The sequence below is a fragment of the Acidimicrobiia bacterium genome, assembly GCA_040880805.1.
In the GTDB taxonomy this organism is placed as follows: domain Bacteria; phylum Actinomycetota; class Acidimicrobiia; order IMCC26256; family DASPTH01; genus DASPTH01.
On record JBBDHW010000021.1, the window covers coordinates 1 to 25,853 of the forward strand.

At 68.3% G+C, this 25,853-nt stretch carries 25 protein-coding genes and 1 pseudogene; 17 read left to right on the top strand and 9 right to left on the bottom strand.

Going from position 1 to position 25,853, the window contains the following annotated elements; genetic code table 11:
• Window positions 1-211 precede the first annotated feature (211 nt).
• Window positions 212-856 (top strand): type II restriction endonuclease, encoded by a 645-nt coding sequence (locus WD271_04300; protein ID MEX1007049.1) that lies wholly within the window; start codon window positions 212-214, stop codon window positions 854-856.
• Between the two features lie 3 nt (window positions 857-859).
• On the opposite strand, the gene WD271_04305 is transcribed toward WD271_04300, so the two are convergent.
• Complete coding sequence (locus WD271_04305) at window positions 860-2,242, bottom strand: hypothetical protein (protein MEX1007050.1); 1,383 nt, start codon at window positions 2,240-2,242, stop codon at window positions 860-862.
• 274 nt (window positions 2,243-2,516) lie between these two features.
• On the opposite strand from WD271_04305, the gene WD271_04310 reads away from it, so the two are divergent.
• The 15 genes from WD271_04310 (at window position 2,517) to WD271_04380 (ending at window position 14,345) form a co-directional block, all read left to right on the top strand.
• Window positions 2,517-2,825, top strand: a complete 309-nt coding sequence (locus tag WD271_04310) for a helix-turn-helix domain-containing protein (GenBank protein ID MEX1007051.1) — start codon at window positions 2,517-2,519, stop codon at window positions 2,823-2,825.
• Window positions 2,826-2,910: 85 nt separating this feature from the next.
• A complete protein-coding gene (locus tag WD271_04315; protein ID MEX1007052.1) occupies window positions 2,911-3,147 on the top strand; it encodes a hypothetical protein in 237 nt (78 codons plus the stop codon).
• Window positions 3,148-3,152: 5 nt separating this feature from the next.
• Window positions 3,153-3,491 carry a hypothetical protein gene (locus tag WD271_04320; protein ID MEX1007053.1) on the top strand — a complete coding sequence of 113 codons (339 nt, stop codon included), beginning with the start codon at window positions 3,153-3,155 and terminating at the stop codon, window positions 3,489-3,491.
• Between the two features lie 737 nt (window positions 3,492-4,228).
• Window positions 4,229-5,170 carry an ABC transporter ATP-binding protein gene (locus WD271_04325; GenBank protein ID MEX1007054.1) on the top strand — a complete coding sequence of 314 codons (942 nt, stop codon included), beginning with the start codon at window positions 4,229-4,231 and terminating at the stop codon, window positions 5,168-5,170.
• Window positions 5,167-5,982, top strand: coding sequence for a hypothetical protein (locus WD271_04330; protein ID MEX1007055.1), 816 nt, complete (start codon window positions 5,167-5,169; stop codon window positions 5,980-5,982). Before WD271_04325 ends, WD271_04330 begins: the two co-directional genes overlap by 4 nt.
• 44 nt (window positions 5,983-6,026) lie before the next feature.
• Entirely contained in the window at window positions 6,027-6,719 is a 693-nt protein-coding gene (locus WD271_04335) for a SigE family RNA polymerase sigma factor (GenBank protein MEX1007056.1), read from the top strand.
• Window positions 6,716-7,351: a hypothetical protein gene (locus tag WD271_04340; protein MEX1007057.1), complete on the top strand. Its 636-nt coding sequence runs from the start codon at window positions 6,716-6,718 to the stop codon at window positions 7,349-7,351. The genes WD271_04335 and WD271_04340 overlap by 4 nt, the downstream gene beginning before the upstream one ends.
• Before the next feature lie 11 nt (window positions 7,352-7,362).
• Complete coding sequence (locus WD271_04345) at window positions 7,363-8,550, top strand: hypothetical protein (GenBank protein MEX1007058.1); 1,188 nt, start codon at window positions 7,363-7,365, stop codon at window positions 8,548-8,550.
• Between the two features lie 68 nt (window positions 8,551-8,618).
• Entirely contained in the window at window positions 8,619-9,446 is an 828-nt protein-coding gene (locus tag WD271_04350) for a hypothetical protein (protein ID MEX1007059.1), read from the top strand.
• A gap of 20 nt (window positions 9,447-9,466) precedes the next feature.
• Window positions 9,467-10,312: an SDR family oxidoreductase gene (locus tag WD271_04355; GenBank protein MEX1007060.1), complete on the top strand. Its 846-nt coding sequence runs from the start codon at window positions 9,467-9,469 to the stop codon at window positions 10,310-10,312.
• 58 nt (window positions 10,313-10,370) lie between these two features.
• Complete coding sequence (locus tag WD271_04360; GenBank protein MEX1007061.1) at window positions 10,371-10,682, top strand: hypothetical protein; 312 nt, start codon at window positions 10,371-10,373, stop codon at window positions 10,680-10,682.
• A 76-nt stretch (window positions 10,683-10,758) separates the two neighbouring features.
• Window positions 10,759-11,844 (top strand): GNAT family N-acetyltransferase, encoded by a 1,086-nt coding sequence (locus WD271_04365; protein MEX1007062.1) that lies wholly within the window; start codon window positions 10,759-10,761, stop codon window positions 11,842-11,844.
• A 29-nt stretch (window positions 11,845-11,873) separates the two neighbouring features.
• Window positions 11,874-12,587, top strand: coding sequence for a hypothetical protein (locus WD271_04370; protein ID MEX1007063.1), 714 nt, complete (start codon window positions 11,874-11,876; stop codon window positions 12,585-12,587).
• A gap of 75 nt (window positions 12,588-12,662) precedes the next feature.
• Window positions 12,663-13,367 (top strand): PDZ domain-containing protein, encoded by a 705-nt coding sequence (locus WD271_04375; GenBank protein ID MEX1007064.1) that lies wholly within the window; start codon window positions 12,663-12,665, stop codon window positions 13,365-13,367.
• 45 nt (window positions 13,368-13,412) lie between these two features.
• The gene (locus tag WD271_04380; GenBank protein ID MEX1007065.1) at window positions 13,413-14,345 is read left to right on the top strand and encodes a sulfotransferase domain-containing protein; all 933 of its coding nucleotides are present in this window, start codon (window positions 13,413-13,415) and stop codon (window positions 14,343-14,345) included.
• Here WD271_04380 and WD271_04385 read toward each other — a convergent pair.
• Together WD271_04385 and WD271_04390 are read right to left on the bottom strand one after the other, a co-directional pair.
• Window positions 14,318-16,618, bottom strand: coding sequence for a hypothetical protein (locus WD271_04385; protein ID MEX1007066.1), 2,301 nt, complete (start codon window positions 16,616-16,618; stop codon window positions 14,318-14,320). The two genes, WD271_04380 and WD271_04385, sit on opposite strands and share 28 nt — an antisense overlap.
• Window positions 16,615-18,171, bottom strand: a complete 1,557-nt coding sequence (locus WD271_04390) for a lipid II flippase MurJ (GenBank protein ID MEX1007067.1) — start codon at window positions 18,169-18,171, stop codon at window positions 16,615-16,617. The genes WD271_04385 and WD271_04390 overlap by 4 nt, the downstream gene beginning before the upstream one ends.
• A gap of 299 nt (window positions 18,172-18,470) precedes the next feature.
• On the opposite strand from WD271_04390, the pseudogene bioB reads away from it, so the two are divergent.
• Window positions 18,471-19,442 (top strand): annotated as a pseudogene (gene bioB, locus WD271_04395) (biotin synthase BioB).
• A gap of 102 nt (window positions 19,443-19,544) precedes the next feature.
• On the opposite strand, the gene WD271_04400 reads toward bioB, so the two are convergent.
• Genes WD271_04400 through WD271_04425 form a run of 6 tightly spaced genes read right to left on the bottom strand, consistent with a single transcriptional unit; the run spans window position 19,545 to window position 25,795 of the window.
• Window positions 19,545-20,021: a hypothetical protein gene (locus WD271_04400; GenBank protein ID MEX1007068.1), complete on the bottom strand. Its 477-nt coding sequence runs from the start codon at window positions 20,019-20,021 to the stop codon at window positions 19,545-19,547.
• Between the two features lie 11 nt (window positions 20,022-20,032).
• Complete coding sequence (locus WD271_04405; protein MEX1007069.1) at window positions 20,033-20,461, bottom strand: ribonuclease HI family protein; 429 nt, start codon at window positions 20,459-20,461, stop codon at window positions 20,033-20,035.
• A complete protein-coding gene (locus WD271_04410; protein MEX1007070.1) occupies window positions 20,458-21,180 on the bottom strand; it encodes a C4-type zinc ribbon domain-containing protein in 723 nt (240 codons plus the stop codon). Before WD271_04410 ends, WD271_04405 begins: the two co-directional genes overlap by 4 nt.
• Complete coding sequence (locus WD271_04415; GenBank protein ID MEX1007071.1) at window positions 21,177-23,303, bottom strand: transglycosylase domain-containing protein; 2,127 nt, start codon at window positions 23,301-23,303, stop codon at window positions 21,177-21,179. Before WD271_04415 ends, WD271_04410 begins: the two co-directional genes overlap by 4 nt.
• 43 nt (window positions 23,304-23,346) lie before the next feature.
• Window positions 23,347-25,182 (bottom strand): acyltransferase family protein, encoded by a 1,836-nt coding sequence (locus tag WD271_04420; protein MEX1007072.1) that lies wholly within the window; start codon window positions 25,180-25,182, stop codon window positions 23,347-23,349.
• A 55-nt stretch (window positions 25,183-25,237) separates the two neighbouring features.
• The gene (locus WD271_04425; GenBank protein ID MEX1007073.1) at window positions 25,238-25,795 is read right to left on the bottom strand and encodes a TIGR03086 family metal-binding protein; all 558 of its coding nucleotides are present in this window, start codon (window positions 25,793-25,795) and stop codon (window positions 25,238-25,240) included.
• Window positions 25,796-25,853: the final 58 nt, after the last annotated feature.

Below are 25,853 nucleotides of genomic sequence, written 5' to 3' on the forward strand. Positions count from 1 at the left end.
GACCCGATACCGCGCGCCCCGACCCACTTGACAACACGGCGATTCACACCTCAGCTGCTGGCCGTGAGGCAAGCTCTACTCAATGGACTCGCCCCTGCTTGATTGGCTCCGGGAGCAAACAGCAGGTTGGACGCCGTCGATCATCGGAGTCTTCCGCGAGGACGCTCCACATGAGTGGCCGATCACCGCGTCATCCGCTGAGGAGCTCCGAGTGCAGCTCACCACGCACGGTCATCTGCTACCGCTCCCAAGCGAACCCGCCGCCCTGGCGAACGTCATGGAGATCGAGCTTCGACAACATTTGACCGAAGCGGCTGAGCCATTGGCAGACGCGAGCATCGTCGCCGGCACCGAACGGTCGTATCCAGACCTCGAGTTCGCTGGTGGCGCGTTCGGCGGAGGATTCCGCGCCGTCGACATCAAGTGCGCTCGCCGACGCGTTCGACAATCAGGCGGGCCCGCAACAATGCTCAACAACCGCATCGCGCTCTACACCGGCAACACCTACTTCTTGTGGCCCCAGCTGAAGTTCGGCGGGATCATGCGACCCTTCGAGCAATACGAAGAGCTGATCTCTGTGGTCGTCATCTACACGTTCGAACCGGAGCTACCGGAGCGCATCGCGGACGTCGAAGTCACCGCCCAGGAGACCTGGCGGATTGGCTCACGAAGCCGGGCGTCGGCGACCAGGGAATACATCGGCTCGGTGCAGAACATCGAAGCGCTGACGAACGGTGCCGGCGAGTTCGCTACTGCCGAAGATTTTTACTCCTATTGGCGCCACAGCACGCGCAACTGGAAGAAATCACCCGAGGCAGAGAAGCTGCTCCGCCAGGCCCTGAACCGAGAAAGCTGACCTCTACGCAGCCTTCCCGCGCAGACGTTCCGCTTCAGCGTTCAATCGCGACAGCAGATCATTGTCGACCGAGATCACGAGTGACATGTCGAGCGCGACTTTGTCTTCCCCCGTCAAGGAGCCCTCGATCAACTGTGGAAGCTCGTCACCGAGCGCCACCCAGCGGTCGATGTAGTCCGCGACCTGCTGATTGGGCTTGTCGAGCAGCGACGCGTGCAGTTGCACGAGATCCGCGTATTGATCGCACGTCCGCGACGATCGCGCGCGACTTGACCAGCACAGCATGCGACCGTGCAGCAGGATCAACCGCTCGGCAAGGCCCAGGATGCGCTCGGCGTCGCCTGGCTCCCCCGGTGCGCCGAAGGCCAGCAGAACTTCGCTCTCCTCGAAGATCCGATCGAGATCCTCGACGAGCTGCACGGCTTCCTGGTTGTCACGTTGGACGTGCTGCATCGCTCTGCGCCCGTCGAACGGCCTCTCGAACCGCCGTGTCCCTTCACGAGCTGTCGCCTCATGGTGTCCGATTGCCGGCAGAGACGCTTCGAGCCTCATGGCGAAGAGCATGTACTCCCAGCCGGGTGGTTGCTCGCGCTTCAATTGCTCGATGCGTTCACGACTGGCCCTCGACATCGCCAGCGCGTTTGTAGTGCGCGACTTCACGTGCTCGATGACGTGATCGACATCGGCACGAGTTGGCGGTCGACCGGCCATCACGAGCCAGGGCGCGTTTACGAAGCGCACAACCGTACGCAGTCGGAGTCCGGCGGATCGCAGGACGCGTCGGCGCGCATACCTGCACACGACTCGATCGTCGCTCGCCAGCCACTTCAACCGGCTCAGAAGACCGTCGTAACTCCCGTAGACGCCGAGCAGGTAGATGAATGGAAGCAAACAAAGAGTCAGCAGCGCGGGAGTGACCAGTTCACGAAGCATGTCCGTAGTTGCGACATCTCCGATGTTCTCGAGAACGCGCGTCAAGCTGTAGAGCAGCAAACCCAACCCCGCGACGGCAACCACACGTGTGAGACACCCGCGCGCGGGTGCGAACTCTTCACGCGTGGCCGAGACAGCGAGCGTCGCGCCCAGCAGCACGAGTAGAGGCACGAGCAAGAACTCCACCGGCAAGCTGAAGCTGGACAGGTTCGTCAGGAACTCAACGATCACAGTCAGTGAAAGCGCGCCGAGCATCGTGTGGCGAAAGAAGTGCGGATCCTCGACGACGTGGTCGTAGCGCGCGAAGAGGACGAGCGCCGTGCCGACGAACCAGAAGAGCGTCTCCGAGAACAGGGACCAGTCCCATAGGAGCGCTGCGTAGAGGCCGAAGACGACCGCTGCCACGTACGCGACCATGAGGACGAGTGGGACCGAGATCTTCGGAGTAGCCACCGCTGCGACGACACGGACGAGCGCCCGACGGGTCCCTGGCCACAAGACGGCCGCGGCGAGTCCAACGGAGACCCAAAACACGATGACGAACTCACGGTTGTCGAAGAGCCTCGGTACCGGGTTCACAAGCGGCCTTCTCTCCAGATCGGATCACACCAGTGTAACTCGAACGCACGTTCGTACATCCCGGACATCTCGGACGTGCCAGGCATGTGGACGCACGGCGGTCCGAGTCTCCTGGTCGAGTATGGGTTATTCCCCATATGCTCTGGGCATGAGCGTCGATCTGGCCACCCACATCCGAGAGCTTCGCCAGGCCCTCGGCTGGACGCAGGACGAGCTCGCGAAGCGCGCGCGGATCGACCAGGCCGACCTCTCGCGCATCGAGCGAGACAACATCGATCCTCGTTGGTCGACGGTGAACAAGGTCGTCAACGCACTTGGTGAGACCTTCGAGCTGGCCGCCGCTCCGACGACGGTTCGGCCGGCGCTCACTGCCGAGACCCGTGAGAACAGCCGAAGGACGGCGCTGTCGGCTGCGCCACGGCGTCGAACCCCCAAGGCAGTTCCCATCAAGCGATGACGCTCCTTCGTCCGGCGCGGCGCGGGATACAGAGCGCTGGCCGCTTCGAGTGCGCGCGTCCTGAGCCCTCCGACACAATGGAGCCGTGGAGACCGAGTTCGTCGAACTCGACGGCAGCCTGCAGGTCAACCTCAGCGGGCTGGGACTGGCTCCTCATAGCCGGTACCTCGTCACGAAAGAGCCCGACGGCAGGCTGATCCTCACCCCCGTGGCCGCAACGTCCGAGAGCGAGCAGAGCCTTACGGCGAATGCGGCGCTGCGCGAGCGGATCGAAGCCAACCGTGCGGATCCCTCTCGGATGATTCTTCGCCCGAGCCGCTGACGATCGTGGAAGCACTCATCGCAACAATCCTCGAACGCATCCTGGACGATGGCGTCCTCGATGCCGCGGACCTCGCGCGCGTCACGCACACCTCCCGCCGCGCCGTCGCACGGTGGTGTGCGGGCGAACGCAGTCCAGCTCGCGACACGGAAGAGCGACTCCTCGAGACGACGGCCGTCGTCGATTTCCTTCGCACGCATCTTCGACGCGACGCTGCGCGGCTCTGGATCCGCAGCCCGAATAGCGACCTCGGGTACGCGAAGCCAATCGACCTCATCGCCGGCGGCGAGTACATGCGCGTCATCGGGGTTGTCCTGTCAATGGCCGAGGGCGTTCCGGTCTGAGAACAGCACAGGCACGTGGGCCGCGGTGGGGCCGCGGGGAGCGACGCAAATCGGTCACGCGGCTCGTGCGGTGTCAGCGGAAGTTCGAGCCGTGCAGTCCGCGGCGCGAATCGTGGGCCGCGGATGGGCCGCGGGCCTTCGGAAAACGCTGCGAATCGACGACAACCGTCGAACACTGAAACCGCAGGTCAGGCCGCCGATCGCCTACAGCTCCGGCCCCAGGTCAGGGCCCTTCACGGTCTCCGGCGTACAGGCCGACTCGCTGCCCCACCGGTCCTGACCTGCGGAAACGTGGGTCAGGACCGACCGTGGGCCGCGGTCGGGCCGCGAGACGACGGCCCTGGAGCTGACGGTGTGGTGATCCGCGGTGTCCTCGAGGACTCGGGGCGACTGCGGGTTGGCGGCGTACCTGATCGGTCGGGGCGAGGACCGCGTCGAAGCGTGGACGCGAGCCCATCACGAGCGCATCCGGCTCGGCGATGCGGCGCGAGCGGCTCGTTGCGCGTTCTGGTTGGCGTTTGGTCTGTTGCACACGGCTGACCTGGCCCGTGGGGGCGGGTGGGTCGACCCGCACCGGTTCGCGGCAGCGCTCGGGACCGCGGTGCAGGCTGTGCGCCACAACGTCTGTCTTCGCCACGGATTGTGAGCAATTTCTCGAAACGCCGGTCACCCGCGCCGCCCGCTCACTCGTCGGTCTGTGCAGGGACGGCAAGCCAGGGACGTGAGGGAGGTCGGCGATGGCCGCGGTGATCGAGATCGACGGGCTCCACAAGGAGTACTCGAGACGGAGGCGACAGACCGTCGCCATCGACGGGCTCGACCTGTCGGTGCCCGAAGGCGGCGTGTTCGGCTTCCTGGGCCCGAACGGCTCGGGCAAGACCACCACGATCCGCTGCCTGCTCGGGCTGGTGCGACCCACGGCGGGGCGGGTCTCGCTGTTCGGCGCCGAAGCCCCGAGTGGCCTTCCCGGCGTGATCGGGAGGATCGGCGCGATCGTAGAGACGCCTGCGTTCTTCCCGACGATGAGCGCGCGCGAGAACCTGCGCCTGCTCGGCGCGATCGACCACATCGGCGTGGCGCGCGTCGACGCCATGCTCGAGCGGGTGGGGCTGGCCGATCGGGCAGGCGACCTCGTTCGGCGCTACTCGCTCGGGATGAAGCAACGGCTCGGCCTCGCGGCAGTGCTTCTGAAGGACCCCGCGCTCGTGATCCTCGACGAGCCCGCCAACGGGCTCGATCCGGCCGGGATCCGTGAGACCCGCGAGCTGCTGCGTGGCCTCGGTGCCGAGGGGCGCACCGTATTCGTGTCGAGCCACCTGCTCACCGAGGTGGAGCACACGTGCGATCGCGTCGCGATCCTCAATCGGGGTCGGTGTGTGGCGACCGGCACGGTCGACGAAGTGCTCGACCGAAGCGACGGCGGCGTGATCGTTCGCGTCGCCGACCTCGCGGCGGGGGCGGTCGCTCTCGCGCGCGCCGGGATGACGGTGGAGCGCCGCGACGGCCACCTGCACGTCGCGGTGCTGCCCGAGCTCGCGGCGAGCGTCACCGAGGTGCTCGCCGCCGAGCGGCTGTGGGTATCGGAGCTACGTGCGGTGGAGCACAGCCTGGAAGAGCGGTTCCTCGAGCTGACCGCGCCCGAGGAACCCGACCGTGACATCGAGGAGGTACAGGCATGAACCTGTTGATGGTCGAGATGCGGCGGGCGTTGCACCGCCGACTCGTGCGGGTGCTGGTGGTCCTCGCGCTCGTCGCGATCGTGATCGCCGGCTTCGTCGAGTTCTTCGCCAGCGTGGGACTCGACGTGGTCGCGCTGCAGGCGAAGGATGGCCACGACCCGGCGGTGATGACCGACTGGTGGATTGCGGGCTCCGGGGATGGAGTGCTCTCCGTTTCCGCGTTCCTCCTCTTGATGGGCGGATTGATCGGCGGCGCTTCGGTCGTGGGCGCCGAATGGCGGGCGGGGACGATCAGCACCGTGCTCACGTGGGAGCCGCGCCGGCTCCGCCTCCACGCCGCGCGGGTGGGGTCGGCGGGGCTGCTCGCCGCGGTCATCGCGCTCGCGTTGCAGGTGGTGTTCCTCCTGGCGTTCCTGCCGTCGGTGCTGGCTCACGGCACCACCGTCGGTGCCGACGGCGAATGGGCGCTGTCGCTCGCGGGCGCGCTCGCCCGCGTGTCCTTGCTCACCGCGACGGCCGCGGTGCTCGGGTGCGCGATCGCGACGCTGGGGCGCAACACCGCGGCCGCCATCGTCGTGGCGTGGGGCTGGCTCGCCATCGGCGAAGGGCTGGTGCGCGGCCTGCTGCCCGAGTACTCGCAATGGCTGGTCGGCGAGAACGCCACCGTCGTGCTCACCTGGGCGGGTCTCGACAGCCGCGATGCCACGAGCTTCTCGCCGGTAACGGCGGGCGCAGTGCTGGCCGTCTACACCGTGTCCTTCGCCGTGCTCTCGGCGGCGCTCTTCCAGCGGCGTGACGTGGCGGGTACCTGAGCCTCCGAGCGCCGTCGCCGATCGTCTGGGAGGATCACGCTCTCATGGTTGCGCACGCGATCGTCGGCGAGGTGAGCGACCCGATCGGCATCGCGGTCGCCGACGCGCTCGCGGCCGTGCTGGGCATGACCGATGCGGTCTTCCCCGCGACCGGCACCTCCGCGCAGGTCGCCACCGACGACGTTGTCGACGCGGATCGCCTCGTGACGACATTGTTCGCCCAGGAAGGCGCGTCGTTGGTCAGGCTCGCGCGCCTCTTCGTCGACGATCGCAACGCCGCAGAGGATCTCGTACAGGAGGCATTCATCCGTCTCGCACGGTCGACCCACCGGATCGCCGATCCGGCGAAGGCGCCCGCGTACCTCCGCTCGATCGTGCTCAACCTCGCGCGCGACTCCAACCGCCGCGGACTCGTGTCGATGCGTCATCAACTGCCGTTCGACGACCGGGTCGCGTCGATCGAGGATCAGATCACGGTGCGCGAGGACCAGCAGCAGGTGATCGACGCACTGCGCGACCTTCCGCACCGCCAGCGGCAGTGCCTCGTGCTCCGCTACTACGACGAGCTCGGCATCGACGACATCGCCGACACGATCGGGTGCTCGCGCAACTCGGTGAAGACCCACCTCCAGCGCGGGCTCGCCGCGCTCGAACGGAAGCTCGCCGCCGCCGCCGCCGACGCGGCCGAGGACGAGGATGCGGCGCGCATCGCGGTCTCGCGAGGAGCCCCGTCGTGAGCATGCTCGAGGAGCGACTGCGGGGTGCGCTGCTCGACGAGGCCGCCGGCGTCGAGGAGAGCCCCGATCTCTTCGCACGGGTGCAGCTCAGCGTGGAGGACGACCGCCGTCGTGCGCGCCAGCGCCGACGCGGCGGGTGGGTCCTCGCGTGCGTGTTCGGCGCGCTCGCGGCTGTGCTCTTCGCAACAACCGACTACCAGGAGGGAGCCGTCGTCATGGACTGGTGGGTGCTCGAGGTGCTCACCGATGTCGTGTTGCTCGTGATCGCGCTCTGGCTCGGACCGCTCATCAAACGGTTCGGCAAGAGCTACGCCGCCGACGTGTTCCGTGCGAACCCGCGAACCGGCAAGAGCTTCATCGTGCTCACCGACATCGCGTACTACCTCATCTTCATGTCGTACATCTTGTTCACCATGAGCTTCGAGCCGAAGGGTTCGTGGGGCGAGACGGTCACGGCCGCGCAGCTGCAACACGAGACCGCGCGTGTCGCGGGCATCCTGTTGATCATCGGGCTATTGCACGGGCTCAACCTGCTCGCGCTCCCCGTGATCGGTCGGCTGCTCACCCTCAACCGGCAGCTCGACGAGTCGGCAACGCCGACCGCGCCGCGACCGCCGGACCCGAGCTCGTAGGAACCGCGCACGTGCTCCTCCTGGCGCCGCTCGCGGCGCTCCTCGTCGTGGGAATGGTCGTCGCTCTCACCGGCGCGCGGAGCATCGCGACGCGGCGAACGAGGCACCCGTCGGAGAGCGGCGTCGCGGCCGGGGTGGTGCTGGTCGGGATCGCGGTCGGCGTCGTCCTCGTGGTCGGCGTGTTCGTGCTGGTCGTCGGCCGCGGCGGGGAGACCGATGAACCCGGTGGCCGCCGAGAACGGGTTCCGGCAGCCGCCGAGACGGGCGCCGACCGACCGGCGGAGACCCGTTCGGCGGCGACGTCGGCGTTGGCGGCTCGTGAGCCCACACTGCGCGAGCTCGAGACCGGGACCCGTGAGGTGGTCGTCACTGCACCGACCGGCGACGGGTTCCCGGCTCCCGAGGTGGTCGACGAGATCGACGGCAGAGTGGTGCTGCGAGTGAGCGCGTTCGGCTTCGAGCCGTCCGTGAGCGGACGGGTGGAGCAGTGCGTGGCGACTCGCACGGGAGTCGACCGGTGCGGCAACCACTTCCGCGTTCAGTTCGACGTCGCCGGGGCGGCGCGCTTTCAGTATCTCGTGGGAGATCGGTACCTCGGTGCGGGCGCGCCGACGTGCGGAACGGGCGCCATCGGGTGCGTCGTCCGGCTCACGGATGGCACCACGACCGCCATGGTGAGCACCGTGTTCGGCCGCCCTGTGGGCCGTAGCCGGGTGACGATGACGCCGCGCCCGACCGCGCTCGCGTCGGGCGAGCGCGTGGAGGTGTCGCTCTCCGGGTTCACACAAGGCGATGCCGCGCGTGTGACGGTGTGCGCGGCGCCGGCGACGACCGGGAAGCGCCGATGCGGCACTCCCGGCCCGGTCGCGCGTGTGCGGATCGGCGACAACGGCGCCGCGACGACGCGGCTCGTGCTCCGAGAAGAGGACGTGGGATCCGAGCGGGTCGCGTGTGGTCGGGACACACCCTGCGCGATCATCGTGACCACCGACTCGGGTGTCGCGACCGTCCCGCCGGTCGAGATCACGTTCGCGTCGGGTCCCGGCACGTCGTACGACGCGACCCGGCTGGCGCTCGGGCTCGCGCTGGCCGCGATCCTGCTCGGGGTCGCCGTCCTCCTCGTGCGCACGACCGACTGGCGCAAGCCGTCGGAGGCCGAGACGCCCGTGATGGACGCGGCGCCGCTCGCCGACCTCTGAAGTACTCCGCACAGCGTTGTTCTTCGTCGCGAACGCGGCCGAGCCGACGGCTTCGTTACGCTCCCCCTGTGGAGTCGTCGGTGGCGCGGGTCTCGTTCACCTTGATCGACGCGTCGCGGCATACGCCGGCGAACGGCTCGTACGTGGGTGCACCCGACCGGACCTTGGAGACCGTCGTGTCATATCCCACCCGGGGCGCACGCGCGCTGAACGGACTGTTGCCGCTCGTCCTCTTCGCAACTGGCTACGGCGGTACGGCGACGAACTACACAGGGCTCTACGACCATTGGGTGAAGGCCGGGTATGTGGTGGCAGCACCGAGCTTTCCGCTCTCCCGGCAAGACGCCCCGGGCGGTACCAGTGGCGCGGATCTCGCGAGCCAGGCCGGAGACGTCGGCTTCGTGAGCAGCGAGGTTCTGAAGCTCGCCCGCACGAAAGACTCGGAGCTGTACGGGCTCGTCGACCCCGATCGTATCGCTCTCGCCGGGAAATCCTTCGGGGCGATCACGGTGTTCGATGCGGGCTACAACCCGGCGGAGCAGGTCCCGAACATCAAGGCGGTCATCGCCATGACCGGCGTAGCAACCGAGGGGCCGCAGTTCGGGACCATCGACACGCCACTCCTCCTCGTGCACGGCGACGCCGACGCGTTGGTCCCGAGCAGCGCCAGCCAGGCGGTGTACGAGCGAGCCCGGTCGCCGAAGTTCTTCGTCGAGCTCTTCGGCCAGGACCATGTCAGCGCGTTCCACGGGGGCTCGTCGCCCGCGGAAATCGTCGTCGAGCGCACGACCATCGAGTTTCTCGATTGCTACGTAAAGGGCGAGCAAGCAGCCCTCCATCGCCTGCAACGCGCCGGCGACGTCTCGAGTGTCGCGTCGATCGAAGCAGCCCCGTAGCTCAGCCCTAGGAGCAGATAATGGAGGACAAGATCGCTTTCGTCACTGGCGCGAGCCGCGGGATCGGCAAGGCCATCGCGATCGAACTGGCCGCCGGTGGCTACGACGTCGCCATCACGGCGCGCACCGTGCACGAGGGCGACGCCCGTGAGCACAGCTCGACGCTCAAGCGTTCGGACACGAGCGCGCTGCCCGGTTCGCTCGACTCCACCGCGGATCTCGTCCGATCGGCCGGACAGCGCTGCATGACCCTCCCCGCAGACTTGCTCGATCACCCGTCGCTGGTGTCGGCGGCCGACACGGTGCTCGCGGAGTGGGGCGGCATCGACGTCCTCGTGAACAACGGCCGATACGTCGGGCCCGGTCACATGGACTTCATCCTCGACACTCCCGTGCGTGTGTTGCGCGATCACCTCGAGGCGAATGCGCTCGCGCCCGTCGTGCTCATCAAGACGATCGTGCCGCGCATGGCGGAGCGCGGTTCCGGCACCGTCATCAACATCACGTCCGGCGCGGGCTACGGAGACCCCCCGGCACCTGCCGGGCAGGGCGGCTGGGGGCTGGGCTACGCGTTCAGCAAGGGGGCACTGCATCGCATTGCCGGTGTGCTCGCGCTGGAAACGCAGGATCTCGGCGTGCGCGCGTACAACGTGCAACCCGGCTTCATCGCGACCGAGCGGATCGCGCAGGACATGGCCGCGTTCGGCTTCGACGCGTCCACGGGCGCGCCGGGTGCCGTCATCGGCAAGGTGTGCCGCTGGCTCCTGGAGTCGCCCGACGCCGCGCAGTACAACGGTCAGTGCATCCAGGCACAAGAGCTGTGCAGCGAGCTCGGCCTGTTGCCGGGCTGGTCGCTCACCGGTTGAGCGTCGCCTCCACGACCGTCGCCTCAAGCGACATGGCGGGCGTGCCGATAGCTGGCGCATGGGAGGATCCGCGGGTCTCACGATTGCCTTGGCCTTCGCGCTCGCGTTGGTTCCGTTCGGGCTCTGGACGTGGTGGATGGTCCGCGCCGATCGCAGCGTGCGCGACGCACGGCCGGCCAGCGCGACCGACGCAGACGTGCGTCCCCTGCCGGGACCGGAGCCGGAGCCGCAGGTGGCGCTCGTACGCTTGGGGTCCTACTGCCGGGTTCCCGGATCGATCGGGTTCGCACCATCGGGCGCGGCACTGGTGTGCACCGCATCGGCGCCCGGCGCACCGCCGCGCTGGCGCCGCTTCCAGACTGCCGCCTGAGCGGCGCAAATCGCGAGCGTCGGCCGAGCACTCGGCGTAGCGTCGTTCGCCTCTGGAGTACCCGTCGCTCTACCCCGTGACGCTCACCGGTGAGCGCATCACATTGCGCGAGCTCACCGTCGACGACGCGCCGGCCGCGTTCGAGTGGGGCGGCGATGCCGACTGGTTCCGGTACCTCCCCGTCGAGCACGTCGCGACCGTCGAGGAGGAACGAGCATTTCTGGCGGCGCGCGAAGTCGAGGCGCAGGAGCAACCGCGCGTGCAGTACAGCCTCGGCGTCGTGTGGAACGCGACCGATGAGCTCATCGGAAGCGTGCGCCTCGGTATCAGCTCGCGGTCGCATCGCGGCGGAGACATGGGCTACGGAGTACGGCGCGACCTCTGGGGGCGCGGCATCACCACCGAGGCTGCCGGGCTGCTCCTCGACTTCGGCTTCGGCCCGCTCGGCTTGCACCGCATCTTCGCGGTCCATCATCCCGACAACGTCGGGTCGGGCCGCGTCATGCAGAAGCTCGGTATGCGGTTCGAGGGGCGTCAGCGCGATCACATGTACGCGCACGGCGCGTGGCGCGACTCGCTCGCCTACGCGATCCTGGAAGACGAGTGGCAGCCGGGCCAACACGTTGCGGTCACGGCGCATCAGGCTCCGATGCGCGCGCTCGACCTCCGATGCGATCGCGATCTCATCCTCGAGTTACATGTGCTCGCCAGCTACGAGAGCGAGACCCCGATCTCTCGTGTCCTGACCCTCGACGAATGGCGCACCAAGTGGCTCGCCACCGAGCAGCCGGGACAATTCCTCGACACGATTCTCGACGTATTGGCCGACCCGCGCGCGTTCTCCACAGTCTGGGAGGAGGACGGCCGCGCCGTCGGATACGCGTACGCACGGATCACGGAGGCTCCCGGGTTCGCGACGATCGCGGAGTTCGGCGACGTGGCGATCCTTCCGGAATATCAGCGTCGCGGCATTGGGCGCGCACTGTTCCGCGCGATCGAAACGCACGCGATCGAGCACGGCGCCGACATCCTCCGGTCTTCCGCCGGCATCGAGAATGTCGCGTCGCAGCGCCTTCACGAGCGCGCCGGATGGCAGCGGCACGAGATCGGCTACGAGAAGGACCTCCATCGTCGCGACGCTGACCGGCGTACAGGCGGATAGCCTGATCAGACCGTCGACCAGGGGTCGCGATGGGATTCTGGGAACGGCGCCGCCAACGTGCTGCCACGCGCGCGGCGCAACAGACCGCCGCAGCGCGGCGCGCCACGGACGCGAACTGGCAATCGGAGCGCGCGCAGCTCGTCGACATGATCCGCGACGCGGACCAGTTCAACGGCTTCACGCGAGCCGAAGCACCCGACCTCACGGTGCAGCTTACGAAGGACGAGCGCGTGCTCGGCGTGCTGCAAGGTTGCGCGCTGCTCGAACCGCGGCGCGCGCCCGGTCACTACTCCGGCGGCTACCAGGGCTTCTCGTTCAAGATCGCGAAGGGCGTGCGGTACCACGTCGGCGGCTCACGCGGCACGTTCGTTCCGGGTGACGAGCAACCGACGGTGATCGACCAGGGTGTGATCACGATCACGACGCGGCGGGTGATCTTCCAAGGCGCCAAGCAGGCCCGCGAGTGGAGCTTCGCAAAGCTGTTGGGCGTGCAGCACGATCCGGTGCGCCCATGGACGGCGATCTCGGTGTCGAACCGTCAGAAGGTCTCCGGTTTCCTGTACGACCGCGACCACACGGAAGACATCCGCTTCCGGCTCACCCTCGCACTGGCGATCTTCAACGACGGCCGCGGGGCGCTGGCGGCCGACCTGAAGCGCCAACTCGCCGAGCACGACGCCGAGCGCTCGAGCGGGCCGGCCGCACTACCAGGCGCCGCGGACAGGGGACTTTCAGCAGGCTGACTGTCCCCTCAGGCCCATCTCAGGCGCAGGAGGTCACGATGGAGGGCGATTCACCCCAGACAGGGAGGCACCACTGTGAGCGACGACACGCCGGCGGGCGACACCGAACCTGCACCGCAGGCCGAGGAACCGGCGGCGGCGGCCGGCGAACCCACGCCTGAGCCCGCGATCGCGGAGCCGGTCACGGCCGAGTCCGTGGTGGCGCCGGCAGCAGCCGCGGCCGCACCCCCGCCGGAAGGTCGAGGAGGGATCCTGCTGCCGACGTGGGTGGCGGTCGTGCTCGCCGTCCTCCTCATCGGTGGGGTCGGCTTCGCGATCGGCTACTGGACCGGCGACGACGGCGACTCCGACGAGAGGAATGCCGACAGCGGCCAGACCGTCCCGAACCGCCAGGGTCCCTTCGGGAACGTCCCCGGAAACAACCTGCCGAACCGCGGCACGCCGCCGAACGGCAACGGGAACAACGGGAACGGGCAGACCACCGCGCAGACCGCGTTCCTCGGTGTGTCGGTCGAGAGCGCCGACAACAGCGGTGGCGCGCGCGTGACGAGCGTGCAGTCGACGAGCCCTGCCGCCAGCGCGGGCCTGAAGACCGGCGACGTGATCACGAAGGTCGGTGACACCAACATCCAGAGCGATGCCGACCTGATCCGCGCGATCCGCAACCACGAACCCGGCGACGAAGTCACGATCACCTACACGCGCGACGGCAATTCCGCTCAGGCGAAGGTGACGCTCGGCAATCGCTCGGACGCGACGCGTAGCTCGGTCCCCTCCTGACCGAGCCGCGCGTCGCGCGCACGGCTACCGCCTATCGTGCTGCGCATGGCTGAGGCCGCCCCGCGTACCGATGCCGTGATCGCCGGCGTCAACAAGGCGGGCAGCACATCGCTCTTCGTCTCGCTGTCGACGCACCCGGAGGTAGCTCCGTCCGCGATCAAGGAGACGCGCTACTTCCTCCCTGCGCGGTACGGGCAGCCACTCGAGCCGTTCTCCGTGTACGAGAACTACTTCCACGACGTGGCCGATCGGCCGGTGCGGCTCGAGGCCACGCCGAACTACCTCTACGGTGGGGCGGCGGTGGCCACGAAGATGCGCGAGCTGCTCACGAACCCGCGCATCATCGTCATGCTGCGCGAACCGGTGAGCCGCGCGCTTTCGTTCTTCTCGTACCAGAAGGTGCGCCTCCGGATCCCTGCCGATCTGTCGATCACCGACTACCTGGCCGCGGCCGATGCGCTCACCGACGCCGACTTCCGCGATCCCGAGAACGAGAAGTACATGGCGTTTCGCGGCGGCTGCTACGCCGGCTACCTGCCGCCATGGCTCGACACATTCGGCACCGACCAACTGCGGATCGTGTGGTTCGAGGAGCTCGTCTCCGATCCTGCCGCCGTGATCGATCCGCTCGCCGCGTGGATCGGGCTCGACCCTCTGCAGTTCCCCGACGGCGCGCTCAGCTCCGAGAACCGCACCACCGGGTTCAAGAACAAGGCCTTCCAGAGGTTGGCGTTGAACACCAACGATCGGCTGGAGCGCGCGTTCCGGCGCCACCCCGATCTCAAGCGCAAGTTGCGCGCGTTCTACTACAAGCTGAACGGCACCCCGGTCGCCGACGAAATCCCCGTCACCGTGCGTGACGAGCTCGCCGAGCGTTACCGCGAGCCGAACGCGCGGCTTGCCGCCCAGCTCGGACGCGCGGGCATCGCGATTCCCCCCTGGCTCTCCGGTCAGCGTCGATCGGCCGACCGCGCGTAGACGGCTTCACCGCTCGGTTCACGTTCCCGCGGAGGATCTGACGGCTCGTCCAGACGGGCGGCGACCACGAACGCGGCTGCGCACTCGAGCACGAGCACCATCAGCGCGGGGATCGCGATACCCGAATCGTTGAGCGCGTAGCCGAGCAGCGCGGTGAGAGCGAACGCGACGAGCGTGTGCGCGATGACGGGCGTGGTACGCACCAACTGGCCGACGCGTGCCGCGCGCGTCCACCACAGGAATAGCAACAGCGCGGCGCCGATCGGGATCAGCCAGACCAGTCGGGTGGAGGTGAACGACCCGAAATTCTCCATCGCCTTGCGGCGGATCACGAGGAAGAAGCCGCTGAAGCCGTCCCGCGTCACCCGGTTGAAGAAGCGCCCCACGTGGGTCTGCTGCGAGCTTGGACGGAGGAGATCGACGATGCCCACCAGGAGTCCACTGGCGACGAGGATCCCGCCGAGCAGCAGCGCGGTCCGCACCCGTACCCGCCGGCCGAGGAGCAGCCACGCGAGGAGCGCGAAGCCCGGTGCGCCCGCGAGCGCGGCGCCGAAGTCTCCGCCGAACGGCGCCGCCGCCATCACCAGCAGCGTGATGGCGAGCATCCCGATCGCGAGGTACACGGTACGCCGACCCGGCCGTCGCCAGACGAGCAACCCCGCGAGGAGGATCACCGCCGCGGTGAGCTGCGCGAATGTGAGGTTGCCCTGGCCCGACACCCGGATACCGATCGTCGCCGAGTAGCCGAACACGGTGTTGAGCTCGAGGTGCGCGCCGGTGACGAGGTCGGCCACGTGGAGAACCACGATCAAGGCAAGCCCGGCGGCGAGTGGTCCCGCTCGGTGACGGCGCCCGATCCCGAGGCACCCCACGCCGATCAACGCGCCGACGGCGATGACGAACGCCCAATAGGCCGCGACGTTGCCGTGCTCTCCGAAGTGGAGCGGTCCTGCGAGGTAGGTTGCATCGAGCAAGCCCAACAGCGCGAGCGCGCCCCACTGGACCGCGCGCGCACCTCGTCGCCCGCGACGGAGCATCATCCCCGTGGCAAGCGCGAGGATCCCTGCCAGCACGAACAGCGCGTCGTTCGCGCCGCTCACCCGCGCGTCGCGGAACACGCCGTCCTCGTTCGCGCTCACCAGGAAGTCGGTGCGCTCGCGGGGCGACGTACCCTGCGCGCGCACTTGCATGACACGCCCTTCCATGTCGTCGGGCACGTCGACCCCGAACAGGTCGAGCACAGTAGGGGCGACGTCGGCGACGTACACGAAGCCGGTACGGCGGCTCGTGGCCGAGCGCAATAGACCGGTCGGCACCTCGGGGGCGCGCACCGCGGCAACGGTGAGACCGGAACCGCGGCGCGACGCGGCGGGTCCGACCACGACCACCGCGTCGCGAGCGAAGTCGATGTCGACGAGCATCCGGCCGACGAGCGTGTCGGTGTCGCGCAACGCACGCGTCTTGAGCGTGCGGAGCTGCTCGGATGTGGTGAACGCGCCGTAGAGGTCGGCGCGGAGCAGATCGGAGCCTTCCACGAGGACGACACTGTGGGGGCTCCACGCCCGCCGGAACGCGTCGTACACCGCGTCGGGGTCGAACCGCAGGCCGAACGGCGCCGCCGGGTCGCGGACGAGGAGCTCGTCGCCGACGCTTCCTTCGGGAACGACGCCGTCGTGGTCCATCAGTGCGCTCACCGCCGAGCGCTGGTACTCGGAGACGCCTTCGTCGACCACTGGCTGCGCGCCATCCGCATTGGCGACCACCGCGCGGGACACGTGCGCGCGTGTCAGCGCGTCGCCAAAGGCGCCGAGCGTGGGGTCATAGACGCCCTCCTGGTTCTCGCGGTCGAGCTCGTCGATCCCGAGGTGGACGAGTCCGGAGTCGACGGTGAGTCCCGTGCGCTGGCGGAAAACCTCGCCCGCCGAAGTGAGCCCATACGGCTCGCTCGGCTCGAACGCCTGTCCGGCGAGCGGGTTCACCGCCGATGCCCGGCCACCGGCTCCCAGCGTCGCGTAGCCGCTGGCGGCCGAGTTCCGGCGTCCGGCCGCTCGGGTGACGAGATCTGCGACGGCCGAACGCGCGAGCAGGGACTTCAGGTGCGGGGCATCAGCCGACTGCATGTCTGCCCACGACACCGCAGGCAACGAGATCACCAGCACACGGTCGACCGACGGCGTTGTCGCCGCTTCCGCGTTCGCGATCCCGGTGGCGCCAGCGAGCGCGGCGATCACGGCCATGAGGGCCGCGACAGCCGCGGGGCGGCTCGGCTTCACAGCTCGACGGCGAGGTCGGGATCGGTGGGCTCGAGCGCCGCCTCGCGCAGCACCGGGCGCTTGGGCAGCATGCGCAGCATCCCCACGTAAAGTCCCACTCCGAGCACTCCGATCATCGCGAGGACAGCAGCCGTGGCGAGACGCTCACGTGGCGCAATCGCGCGTTCCACACCCCACGCGGCCGCGCCGAGCACTGCCGAGATCAGTAACGCACGCCAGAATGAGTGTGGGAACAGCGGTCGGCCGAGTCGCGCCCGCAACATCACGAACAGCAGCACCGCGCCGACGAGGTACGCCGTGCTGTGCCCTGCACCGAGCATCGCCACCCGCGCCGGCCCGCCGTCGACCGCGTACACACCGATGATCTCCACCGCGGAACCGAGGAGCGCGGCTCCGAGCGCGACGAGCGCGGGGGTCCGGCTGTCGCCGAGCGCGTAGAACGCCCGCGCGAGCAACAGGAAGCCGCTGTAGACGAAAAGCCCGACGCCGAGGGAAGCCAGCGCTGCCGCGAGCAACTCGGGGCTGCTCGACGCGGGTGCGATCACGTTCATCGCCGGGAGAGAGAGTGCGAGGTACGCCGCAGATACCGGCAGCACGAGGATCGCGATTCGGTCGAGCGCCCAGCGCACGCGGTCGGCAAGCTCGGAGGTGCCACCGCGGCTCGCGTCGAGCGACATGTCGGGGAGGATCGTGGTGTGCACCGGCTGCGCGAGGATCGAGTACGCGGCCATGAACGCCACAAACGCGAACTGGTACGCGACCACTCCCCCTTCGACCCGGTTGCCCATCACGATCGCGGTGCCGAGCAAGATCCCGATTCCCGCATGCTGCAACACCGCCCACGCCGAAAGGTGCAAGGCGCGGCGCAACCCGGCGTCGGGACGCATGAACCTGGGCCGGAACTTGAATCCCGACCGCATGAGCGCGACCACCGGCACCGCGACGAAGCCTGCGACGCCCAGGAGCCCGCCGATCGCGAGGAGCAACTTCTCGTCGAGCGTGAGGTCGAGACCCGGAGCCGGGCCAGCGACCACGCGGAACAGCACCAACGCGGCGACGACGAAAACGGTGTTCGCGATCGGCGCCATCGCAGTGACCACGAAGCGTCGCTTGGCGTAGAGGATCGCGGTGGCGACGGTACCGAGCACGTAGAGCAGCACCTGCGGTATGAAGAAGCGCAGCAGGAACGTCGAGAGCGCGATCTGCTGCTGCTCGACTTCCGGGTTGTGCACGCCGCTCGAGAGCAACCGCGCGATCTGGGGCGCCAGGATCACCCCGACGACGCACACCACACCCATCACCGCAAGCGCGAGACCGAGCAGACCCGATGCGAGGTTCTCTGCCTCGTGGTCCTCTCCCGCCTCGAGCAGGTGCACGAAGCTCGGAACCAGCACGGCCGACAGTGCGCCCGCGGCGAGCAACTCGAACAGCACGTTCGAAACCGAGCTCGACGACTGGTACGCGTTCCCGAGGAACGTGGTACCGAGGACAGCCGCGATCACCCACACGCGCACGAAGCCGATGCCGCGTGAGGCGAGGGTGGCGACGCTCATACGCGTCGCCGCACGAGTTGGACGATCGACCGTGGCCATCCGGATCCGCAAGCAGCCTACGGGGAACGCACCCGCGTCCTTGCGTCATCGGACAACGTACAACGACGGTCGCTGACGCCGCGGCGCGTGACGAGGGGGCGCGCGCGCTTTTCGGTCCGCGCCGTGCATGCTGTCCCGACGGGAGGACGCCCACCTGCTGCGGGCACGACCACGTCAGGGGGGAGCGGTCGAGGCGAGCAGGTGGGCGCTTCCCCGAACCTCCCCACGATGGTTTTGCGGCTGCAGGTAGCCTCCCGGGCGTGCATCAGGTTCTCGACCACGCCGAGCGGGCTCTGCTCGACGAGCGCCGGCCGCTCACCCGCGACGAGGTGCTCGCAATCGCCGCCGTTCCACTCGACGAGCTTCCCGCGCTCGTTGCCCTCGCGCATCGGGTGCGTCTCGCGTACTGCGGGCCCGAGGTGGAGCTCGAGAGCCTGATCAACGGGAAGTCGGGCGCGTGCCCCGAGGACTGCGCGTTCTGCTCGCAGTCCGCGCGCTTCCACACCGACGTCGACGTGTACCCCTTCCTCGACCTCGATCGGGTCCTCGCGGCCGCGCACGCGACGCGCGACGCGGGCGCCACCCAGTTCTGCATCGTCGTGGCAGTGCGTGGACCCGAGGAACGCCTGCTCGCCAAAGTGATCGACGCGGTCGAGGTGGTGCATCGCGAGACCGGCCTCGAGGTGGCCTGCTCCCTCGGTCTCCTCACCGCGCCGCAGGCGAAACGGCTCGCGGCTGCCGGCGTGCGCCGCTACAACCACAACCTCGAGACCTGCCGCGAGGTCTTCCCGCGGATCTGCACGACGCACACCTACGGCGACCGGGTCGCGACCGCGCGACTCGCGATCGATGCAGGCATGGAGTTGTGCTGCGGCGGCATCCTCGGCATGGGCGAGACCCTCGAGCAGCGCGTCGACTTCGCGTTCGAGCTCGCAGCGCTCGAGCCGTGCGAAGTGCCCGTGAACCTGCTCGACCCACGTCCCGGCACGCCGCTCGGCGACACCACGTTGCTCCCGCCGCGGGAAGCGCTCCAGGCGATCGCGCTGTTCCGTCTCGTGATGCCGAGCGCGTGGATCAGGCTCGCGGGCGGCCGCGAACGCGTGCTCGGCGAGCTGCAGGCGATGGGGTTGCTCGCGGGTGCGAACGCACTCATCGTCGGCAACTACCTCACCACCATCGGACGTTCGCCCGAGGACGACCTCGCGTTGCTCGATGCGCTCGGTATGCCGGTTGCGGACGGACCCGGCGAAGGTCGCTTCGTGGTCGACGCTCACGGCGCCCACGCGCGTCCCGCGCAAACCGCGCGCACCACGATCCCAGTCCGCGCGCAGTAGCTACGCCGCGCCGCGCAGACGACCGGCGCGCAGCAGTTCGCGACGGGGACCCGGCAGGTAGAGGTCGTACTGCCCCACGAGTAACCAGCACACCGCGAGCCCCACGAACTCCTCGAGCACCACCACCCACGTCGCGGGAAGCAGTGTGTCGTGCGGGAACGAGCTCCCGAGGAACGGCCACCAGAAGAGGTCGTCGTTCACGAACGCGCCCGAGAGCACGAGCCCGCAGAACACACCGATCGGCAGGCACAGCAAGCGGCGCCGCAGGAGCCTCGGTCGCCCGATCGTGCCGATCATCACGAGCGCGAGCAACCCCACCGCGAACAGGAGCGTGTAGCCGTACGCGCGATATCCGAAGGGGAGGTCGACGATGAGCGGCAGTATCGATCCGAGCGCGACCAGGCGGTAGTCGATCCCCGAGCTCCTGAAGATCGTGGCGACGAGGAACGCCGAGAGTCCCACGTACCAGAGCAACACGAACGTGTCCGCTACGCGTCGAGCGCCGCGTTGACCAGCGCGTCGGCGTCGACGTTCTGCTCACGGCGAACGTGCGCGAGATCGACCTCTTCGTACTCGTCGAGGAGATCACGCGCGCGGGCATGCAAGGCACGGAGGTGCTCCTGCTTCACGCGCCACTTGCCCCCGAGCTGCTCGATCACCAGCATCGAGTCGGCGCGAACCCGGACCGCACGCGACGGGAACTCGCGCGCGGCCTCGAGCCCGGCGATCAGCGCCCTGTACTCGGCGACGTTGTTGGTGGCGGAACCGATGCGCTCGCTCACCGTCGCGAGGCGTGTCGGAGGTGACGTCGACGGGTCGAGGACGAGCGCGCCGATGGCCGCGGGCCCCGGATTGCCGCGGGAGCCGCCGTCGCAGTAGATGACGACCTCGTCCCGCAGGACCGCGTCGTCGCTCACGGCACGAGAATACAGCCGCAGTTGTCGCAATACGAGATCGTTCCCTCGGGTGCTCTCCGCATCCCGTCGACTTCGGTCGCCGGGATCGACAGGTGACACCCCTGGCAGGTGTTCCCGACGAGTCGCGCCACCCCCACGCCTTGCGCGCGCGCCCGGCGTCGCTCGTACTCGGAAATGAGCGAAGGTTCGAGCTGGCCCGCGAGCGCGTCGCGCGCCTTCTGCTCACCCGCCATCTCCTGGTCGATGGCCGACTCGGCGCTCTCCAACGTCGCGCGCACCACGTTCAGTTCTGCGGCAAGGGTCGTGCGTTGCGTACGGAGCCGTTCGAGCTGGGCGTCGAGTGGCTCGAGCAACTCCATCAACTCGAGCTCGCGGCTCTCGAGCGTTCGCTCGTGTCTGCGGAGCTGCTCGACGTCGGCATGCATCGCTTGGAGCTCACGAGGCGACGACACGGACCCCGAGTACATCTTGGCCTCGACTTCGCCGGCCTTCTCACGAAGCGAGCTCGCTTCGTCGTCGAGTCGTTTCTCCTCTCGGGCGAGCTCGTCGCGCTGTGCGGTGACCGTGCGAATCTGTGCCGCGAGTGCCCCGGCTGCCGTTTCGCCCTGCGCGACGGTGTCGCGCTCGGGCAGCGCGTTGCGACGGTGCGTGAGGCGGTCGAGCGCGGCGTCGCGTTCCTGGAGCGTCAGGAGCGACTCGAGCGCGGCCGCGCTCGTCACGGCTTGCCGTGGCCGGGGAGACCCGGCACGGTCAATACCGGCCGCGAGGTCGTGGGTGCTCCGGGGGTCACCGTCGGCTGGCGCGGGGTGACGGATATCACCGGCGTATCCGACGGTTCCGGCGCGATGACGAGCGCGGCGCGCCCGCCGTCTTCGTTCACCGCCTTGCCCGGGCGGTTGCACACCGCGTTGCTGCCCCGATCGGGGAGCGGGATGTTGGGTTGGTCGGCGAGGGCGTCCTGCATGAACTGCCGCCAGATCGGCCCGGACGTGGGTCCGCCGAAGCCGGCGCGCAGCGCGTTGGTGGTGCGGTTCCCGAACCACACCGCGGTTGCCAACTGCGGAGTCGCGCCGATGAACCAGGCGTCGCCCAGGTTGTCGGTGGTGCCGGTCTTGCCGAACGGCTCGTGGCCCGGGACCTCGGTGTATCCGGTGCCCGTTCCCCCCGTGATCACGCCGCGGAGGAGGATCTGCTCGCACTCGGCGACGTCCTGGGCGAGCACTCGGTCGCCGGGGCGATCGATCTCGGGGAAGCCGGGAAGCGGAAGACCGTTCGACCCCACCACGTTCTGCACGAAGTACGGCGCCTGGTGTACGCCGCCGTTGGCGATCGTGGCGATCACCGTGGCCATCTCGAGCGGCGTGGCCTCGATGTCGCCGATCGAGAGCGTGAGATGCGGGAACAGCCGCTGCTGCGTGATGCCCATCTTGTGGGCCATTTCCATCACCTTGTCCTGGCCGACGCTCGTCGACAGCCGAACGAACGCACAGTTGACCGATCCAGCGGTCGCCGCCCAGATGGACTCGTAACCCCCACCGCCACCCTCGGCGTTGATGGTCGCCGCGGTGCCGAACTTGCTCGGCACGCTGCACGGCGCGTTCCCGTTCACCGAGTCATTGGGTGAGTAGCCGTTGGCGAGCACGGTGGCGAGGGTCATCACCTTCCAGGTGGATCCCGGCTGCCGGCCGACCGGATGCGTCGCGATGTTGTACTCGCTGTCGGCGAAGTCGGGGCCTCCGACCATCGCCTTGACCGCGCCAGTGGCAGGCTCGATCGCGACGAGCGACGAGACCCAGTCGGGCCCACTCGGACTCCGGGGCAGCGCGTCCTGGGTCGCGGCCGTGGCCAGGTTCTGCAGGTTCCAGTCGAACGTCGTGTAGATCTGGAGGCCACCCTTCAGCAGAGCGTCGTGGCGCGCCTTCGGGGTCAACCCGAGCCGCGTGTCGTTGAGCAGACGGTCCTGGACTTCGGCGACGAGGTAGTTGCTGGGCCGGAGCTGATCCGGGGGCAACGATGTCGGCAACGGTTCGTTCTTGGCCGCGTCGGCCTCGGCCTGGGTGATGTAGCCCTGGTCGACTTCGATCTGCAACACGTCGGCGCGCCGCAGCCACGTGCGCTGTGGGTACGTGAAGGGGTTGGTGCCTTCAGGATTCGCAATGACACCCGCGAGGAGCGCGGCTTCTCCGATCGTGAGCTCGTCGAGACGCTTGCCGCGCGGGTACGAGTCGGGGTTGTCCTGGGTGATGAAGAAGCGCGAGGCCGCGCTCTTGATGCCGTAGGAGTTCTGCCCGAAGTAGACGGTGTTGAGATACTCCTCGAGGATCTTCGGCTTCGAGAACTTCTCGTTGAGGCGCAGCGCGTCCTCGATCTCCTTGACCTTGCGGTTCACGTCGCGAGCGGGCGACAGAATGCGGTTCTTCACGAGTTGCTGGGTGATCGTCGACCCGCCCTGCTCGATCTTGCCCGACGTGACGTTGCTGACGAACGCTCGGAACACGGCGCCGAGATCGATGCCGTCGTTGGTCCAGAAGGTCTGGTCCTCGGTGGCGATCACCGCGTTGACCACGCGGACGGGGATGTCCTTGAACTGCACGATCTCCCGGTCTTGGAGGCCGAGATCTTCCATCTTCGAGCCGTCAGACCAGTACACCGTGGACTTCTGCGAGAGTTCACGGAGCTTCGTGACCGTCTTGACCGTGTAGTGATGCGCGGAGACGACCTCGGCGGCACCCGGGATGAGCGCGGCCAAGCAGGCGCCGACGGCGACGCCACCGACGACGATGCCGAGGATCAGGGTTCGGAGCGCGCGCAACAAAAGCATCTCGGCTCCCCAGAATGGCATACGGAGCACCCCGATCCCCCGTCAGGAGACCCATTCGGGCGGATTACAGGTACCCGGCGATGAGCTGGGCGTAATACTCGGCCCCTTCGGGCCGCAGATGGATGCCGTCCTCCCAGAAGAACTCGGGATGATCGCCGCCGATGGTGTGCCAGTCGACCAACACCGCAGCGTTCTTGTACTTCTTCACGCCGTTGGCGAGGGCCTCGTTGACCTGGCCCTCCCACGGCCGAGGAACCTTGGCATTGACGATCACCACCCTCTTCACGTCCTTCAGCACGCCCATCATGCGATCGATGTCGTCCGGGTTGACGGCGCCGTTGGTACCGAGCTGTACAACGACCTCGTCGCCGAGCTGGCCGGTGTCGCGGTACTCCCGAAGCTTGTCGACGCCCTCCGAGAACTGCCGGCTCTCCTCGGCGTCCACGATCACCTTGTCTTGTCCGATGGTGCCCTGGAGCGCGGTCGCGGCGCCCAGCATCACGGAGTCGCCCACCGCGGTGACGTGCTCGGGAACCGGCGGTGGCACGGCAACCGTGGTGGTCGTCGGACTCGGCGTGCCCGGGAGCGTCGTAGTGGTCGGCCTGAGCACGATCGACGAGACCTCGGGGAGCCCCTCGGGACGCGGGGTGGGCTCGGCGCCGGCGAAGCCCGCCGCGATCACGAGGACCCCGGCCACGACGGCGCTTCCGACGATCGCGAACGCGGTGCCGAGTTGCCGCCGCCGCTCCCCCGCCGCGCGCCGGAACTCCCGGAGCTGGCGCCCGATCGCGCCGTGCCGCACTGGCTCCTCCACGTATCGGTACGAGAGCGCCGCGAGGACGAACACGATCGCGATCCGCAGCACCAACAACGGGATGCCGGTCAACGGGAGGTCGGAGTGCGGTCTCGTGAGGACGAACACCGGCCAATGCCAGAGATAGATGCCGTATGAGCGCACACCGACCCAGACCACCGGCGCCACGCTGAACAGCTTCGGCGTGAGCCGCGCCGCCGGATGCACGGTGGCCGCGAGCAGCAAGGCACTCAACAACGCGACGAGAAGGAAACCGCCGCGGTACATCCAGTTGTTGTACTCGCGGGCGTTGAGGAAGAACCACAGAACGCCCACCATGCCGACGATCGACATCACGTCGAGCACGAGCGGCGCGCCCTTCGCGGTCTTACGGGTGAGGCGCCACGGCGTCCAGATGATCGCGAGCGCGGCGCCGATCAGCATCGTCGACGCGCGCGTGTCGCTACCGAAGTACACGCGAGACGGATCGGTGAACGGCTTGTAGAGCACCGCCATGAGCACGGTCGACGCGAGCGCGCACGCGAGCACGGCCGCGAGCAACTTCTCGCGCTGCTTTCCCCATCGTGCTAGCAAGAACGCGAAGATCAGCGGCCAGAACAGGTAGAACTGCTCTTCCACCGCGAGTGACCACACGTGCCGCAGCATCGACGGACGCCCCACGGCCACGAAGTAGGACACCTTGTGAAAGATCAGGTACCAGTTCTCGACGTAGAAGATCGCCGCGATCTGCTGCCCGCGGAGCTCGGAGACCGTGTCAGGAAGGAAGAGCAACGCGTAGAGGGCAACCACGGCGAGCATGAGGAACAGTGCGGGCAGGAGGCGGCGTGCCCGCCGGAGGTAGAACCGCCCGAACTGGATGTGGCGAAACTCGCGGAAGTCGCCGAGGAGGAGGCTCGTGATCAGGTAGCCGCTGATGACGAAGAACACGTCGACGCCGAGAAACCCGCCCGGCATCCACTTGACGCCGCCGTGGTAAAAGAGCACGGCCACCACCGCGAGCGCCCGCAAGCCGTCGAGCGCCGGGATGTAGCCGACGCGCGGAAGGCGCGTCGGAACATCACGCTCCTCTGCGACGGTTCCGGGCATCGCACCATGGTCGCGCGTGCGACAATCCGCGCGACTGCAACAGCATGCGGTGGTATCAGGGTTGGCGGCCGAGCGCCCCTACGAGCTGAGTCATCGCGTCGACGTTGGCGGGAACGGGCACCTCGGCCTCGAACTGGTCTCCTCGCATTTCCGGCGGGAACGACGACTGGACGAAGTCGAGCGTCTCGGATGCGAGCTCCTGGTCCCAGTTCACGTCGGCGCCGATGGCCTTGGCGAGATCCCATCCGTGCACGAGGACGTCGTCGGCCACGAGTTGGATCCCGAAGCCGGCGGGGAGCTCTGCAAAGGGAAGCTTCACCATCCCGTCGAGCGCTCCCGGTGACCTGAAGGCAGCGACCATGCCGGCGGCCGCGGCGTCGAAGGAGGAGAGCGCGTCGTCACCGATCAGGTCGCCCATGAGCTTGCTCATGTCGGCCTCACCCTTGGTCAGAGCGTCGCCGAACATCACCATCGCGCCAATCGTGTGGTTCACCAGTTGGCGCACGTCCCACATCGAGCAGGGCGTGGGCATCCCGTACTGATCCGGCGAGGTCTGCGCGAGTACACCCCGCGCTTCGCTGATCGAGCGTTCGAGCCTCTCGACGAGTTCCATGAGCCCTCCGTTCGCATTCGACGGTCGTGCAAGACTGCGCGTCCGGACAGGAGGATAT

What these genes read in the sequence shown, in the direction of transcription:
- WD271_04310 (MEX1007051.1), top strand. Translation starts at nt 2,517, where the DNA reads ATGAGCGTCGATCTGGCCACCCACATCCGAGAGCTTCGCCAGGCCCTC.
- WD271_04325 (MEX1007054.1), top strand. Translation starts at nt 4,229, where the DNA reads ATGGCCGCGGTGATCGAGATCGACGGGCTCCACAAGGAGTACTCGAGA.
- WD271_04330 (MEX1007055.1), top strand. Translation starts at nt 5,167, where the DNA reads ATGAACCTGTTGATGGTCGAGATGCGGCGGGCGTTGCACCGCCGACTC.
- WD271_04335 (MEX1007056.1), top strand. Translation starts at nt 6,027, where the DNA reads ATGGTTGCGCACGCGATCGTCGGCGAGGTGAGCGACCCGATCGGCATC.
- WD271_04355 (MEX1007060.1), top strand. Translation starts at nt 9,467, where the DNA reads ATGGAGGACAAGATCGCTTTCGTCACTGGCGCGAGCCGCGGGATCGGC.
- WD271_04360 (MEX1007061.1), top strand. Translation starts at nt 10,371, where the DNA reads ATGGGAGGATCCGCGGGTCTCACGATTGCCTTGGCCTTCGCGCTCGCG.
- WD271_04370 (MEX1007063.1), top strand. Translation starts at nt 11,874, where the DNA reads ATGGGATTCTGGGAACGGCGCCGCCAACGTGCTGCCACGCGCGCGGCG.
- WD271_04380 (MEX1007065.1), top strand. Translation starts at nt 13,413, where the DNA reads ATGGCTGAGGCCGCCCCGCGTACCGATGCCGTGATCGCCGGCGTCAAC.
- WD271_04390 (MEX1007067.1), bottom strand. Translation starts at nt 18,171, where the DNA reads ATGAGCGTCGCCACCCTCGCCTCACGCGGCATCGGCTTCGTGCGCGTG.
- WD271_04415 (MEX1007071.1), bottom strand. Translation starts at nt 23,303, where the DNA reads ATGCCATTCTGGGGAGCCGAGATGCTTTTGTTGCGCGCGCTCCGAACC.
- WD271_04420 (MEX1007072.1), bottom strand. Translation starts at nt 25,182, where the DNA reads ATGCCCGGAACCGTCGCAGAGGAGCGTGATGTTCCGACGCGCCTTCCG.
- WD271_04425 (MEX1007073.1), bottom strand. Translation starts at nt 25,795, where the DNA reads ATGGAACTCGTCGAGAGGCTCGAACGCTCGATCAGCGAAGCGCGGGGT.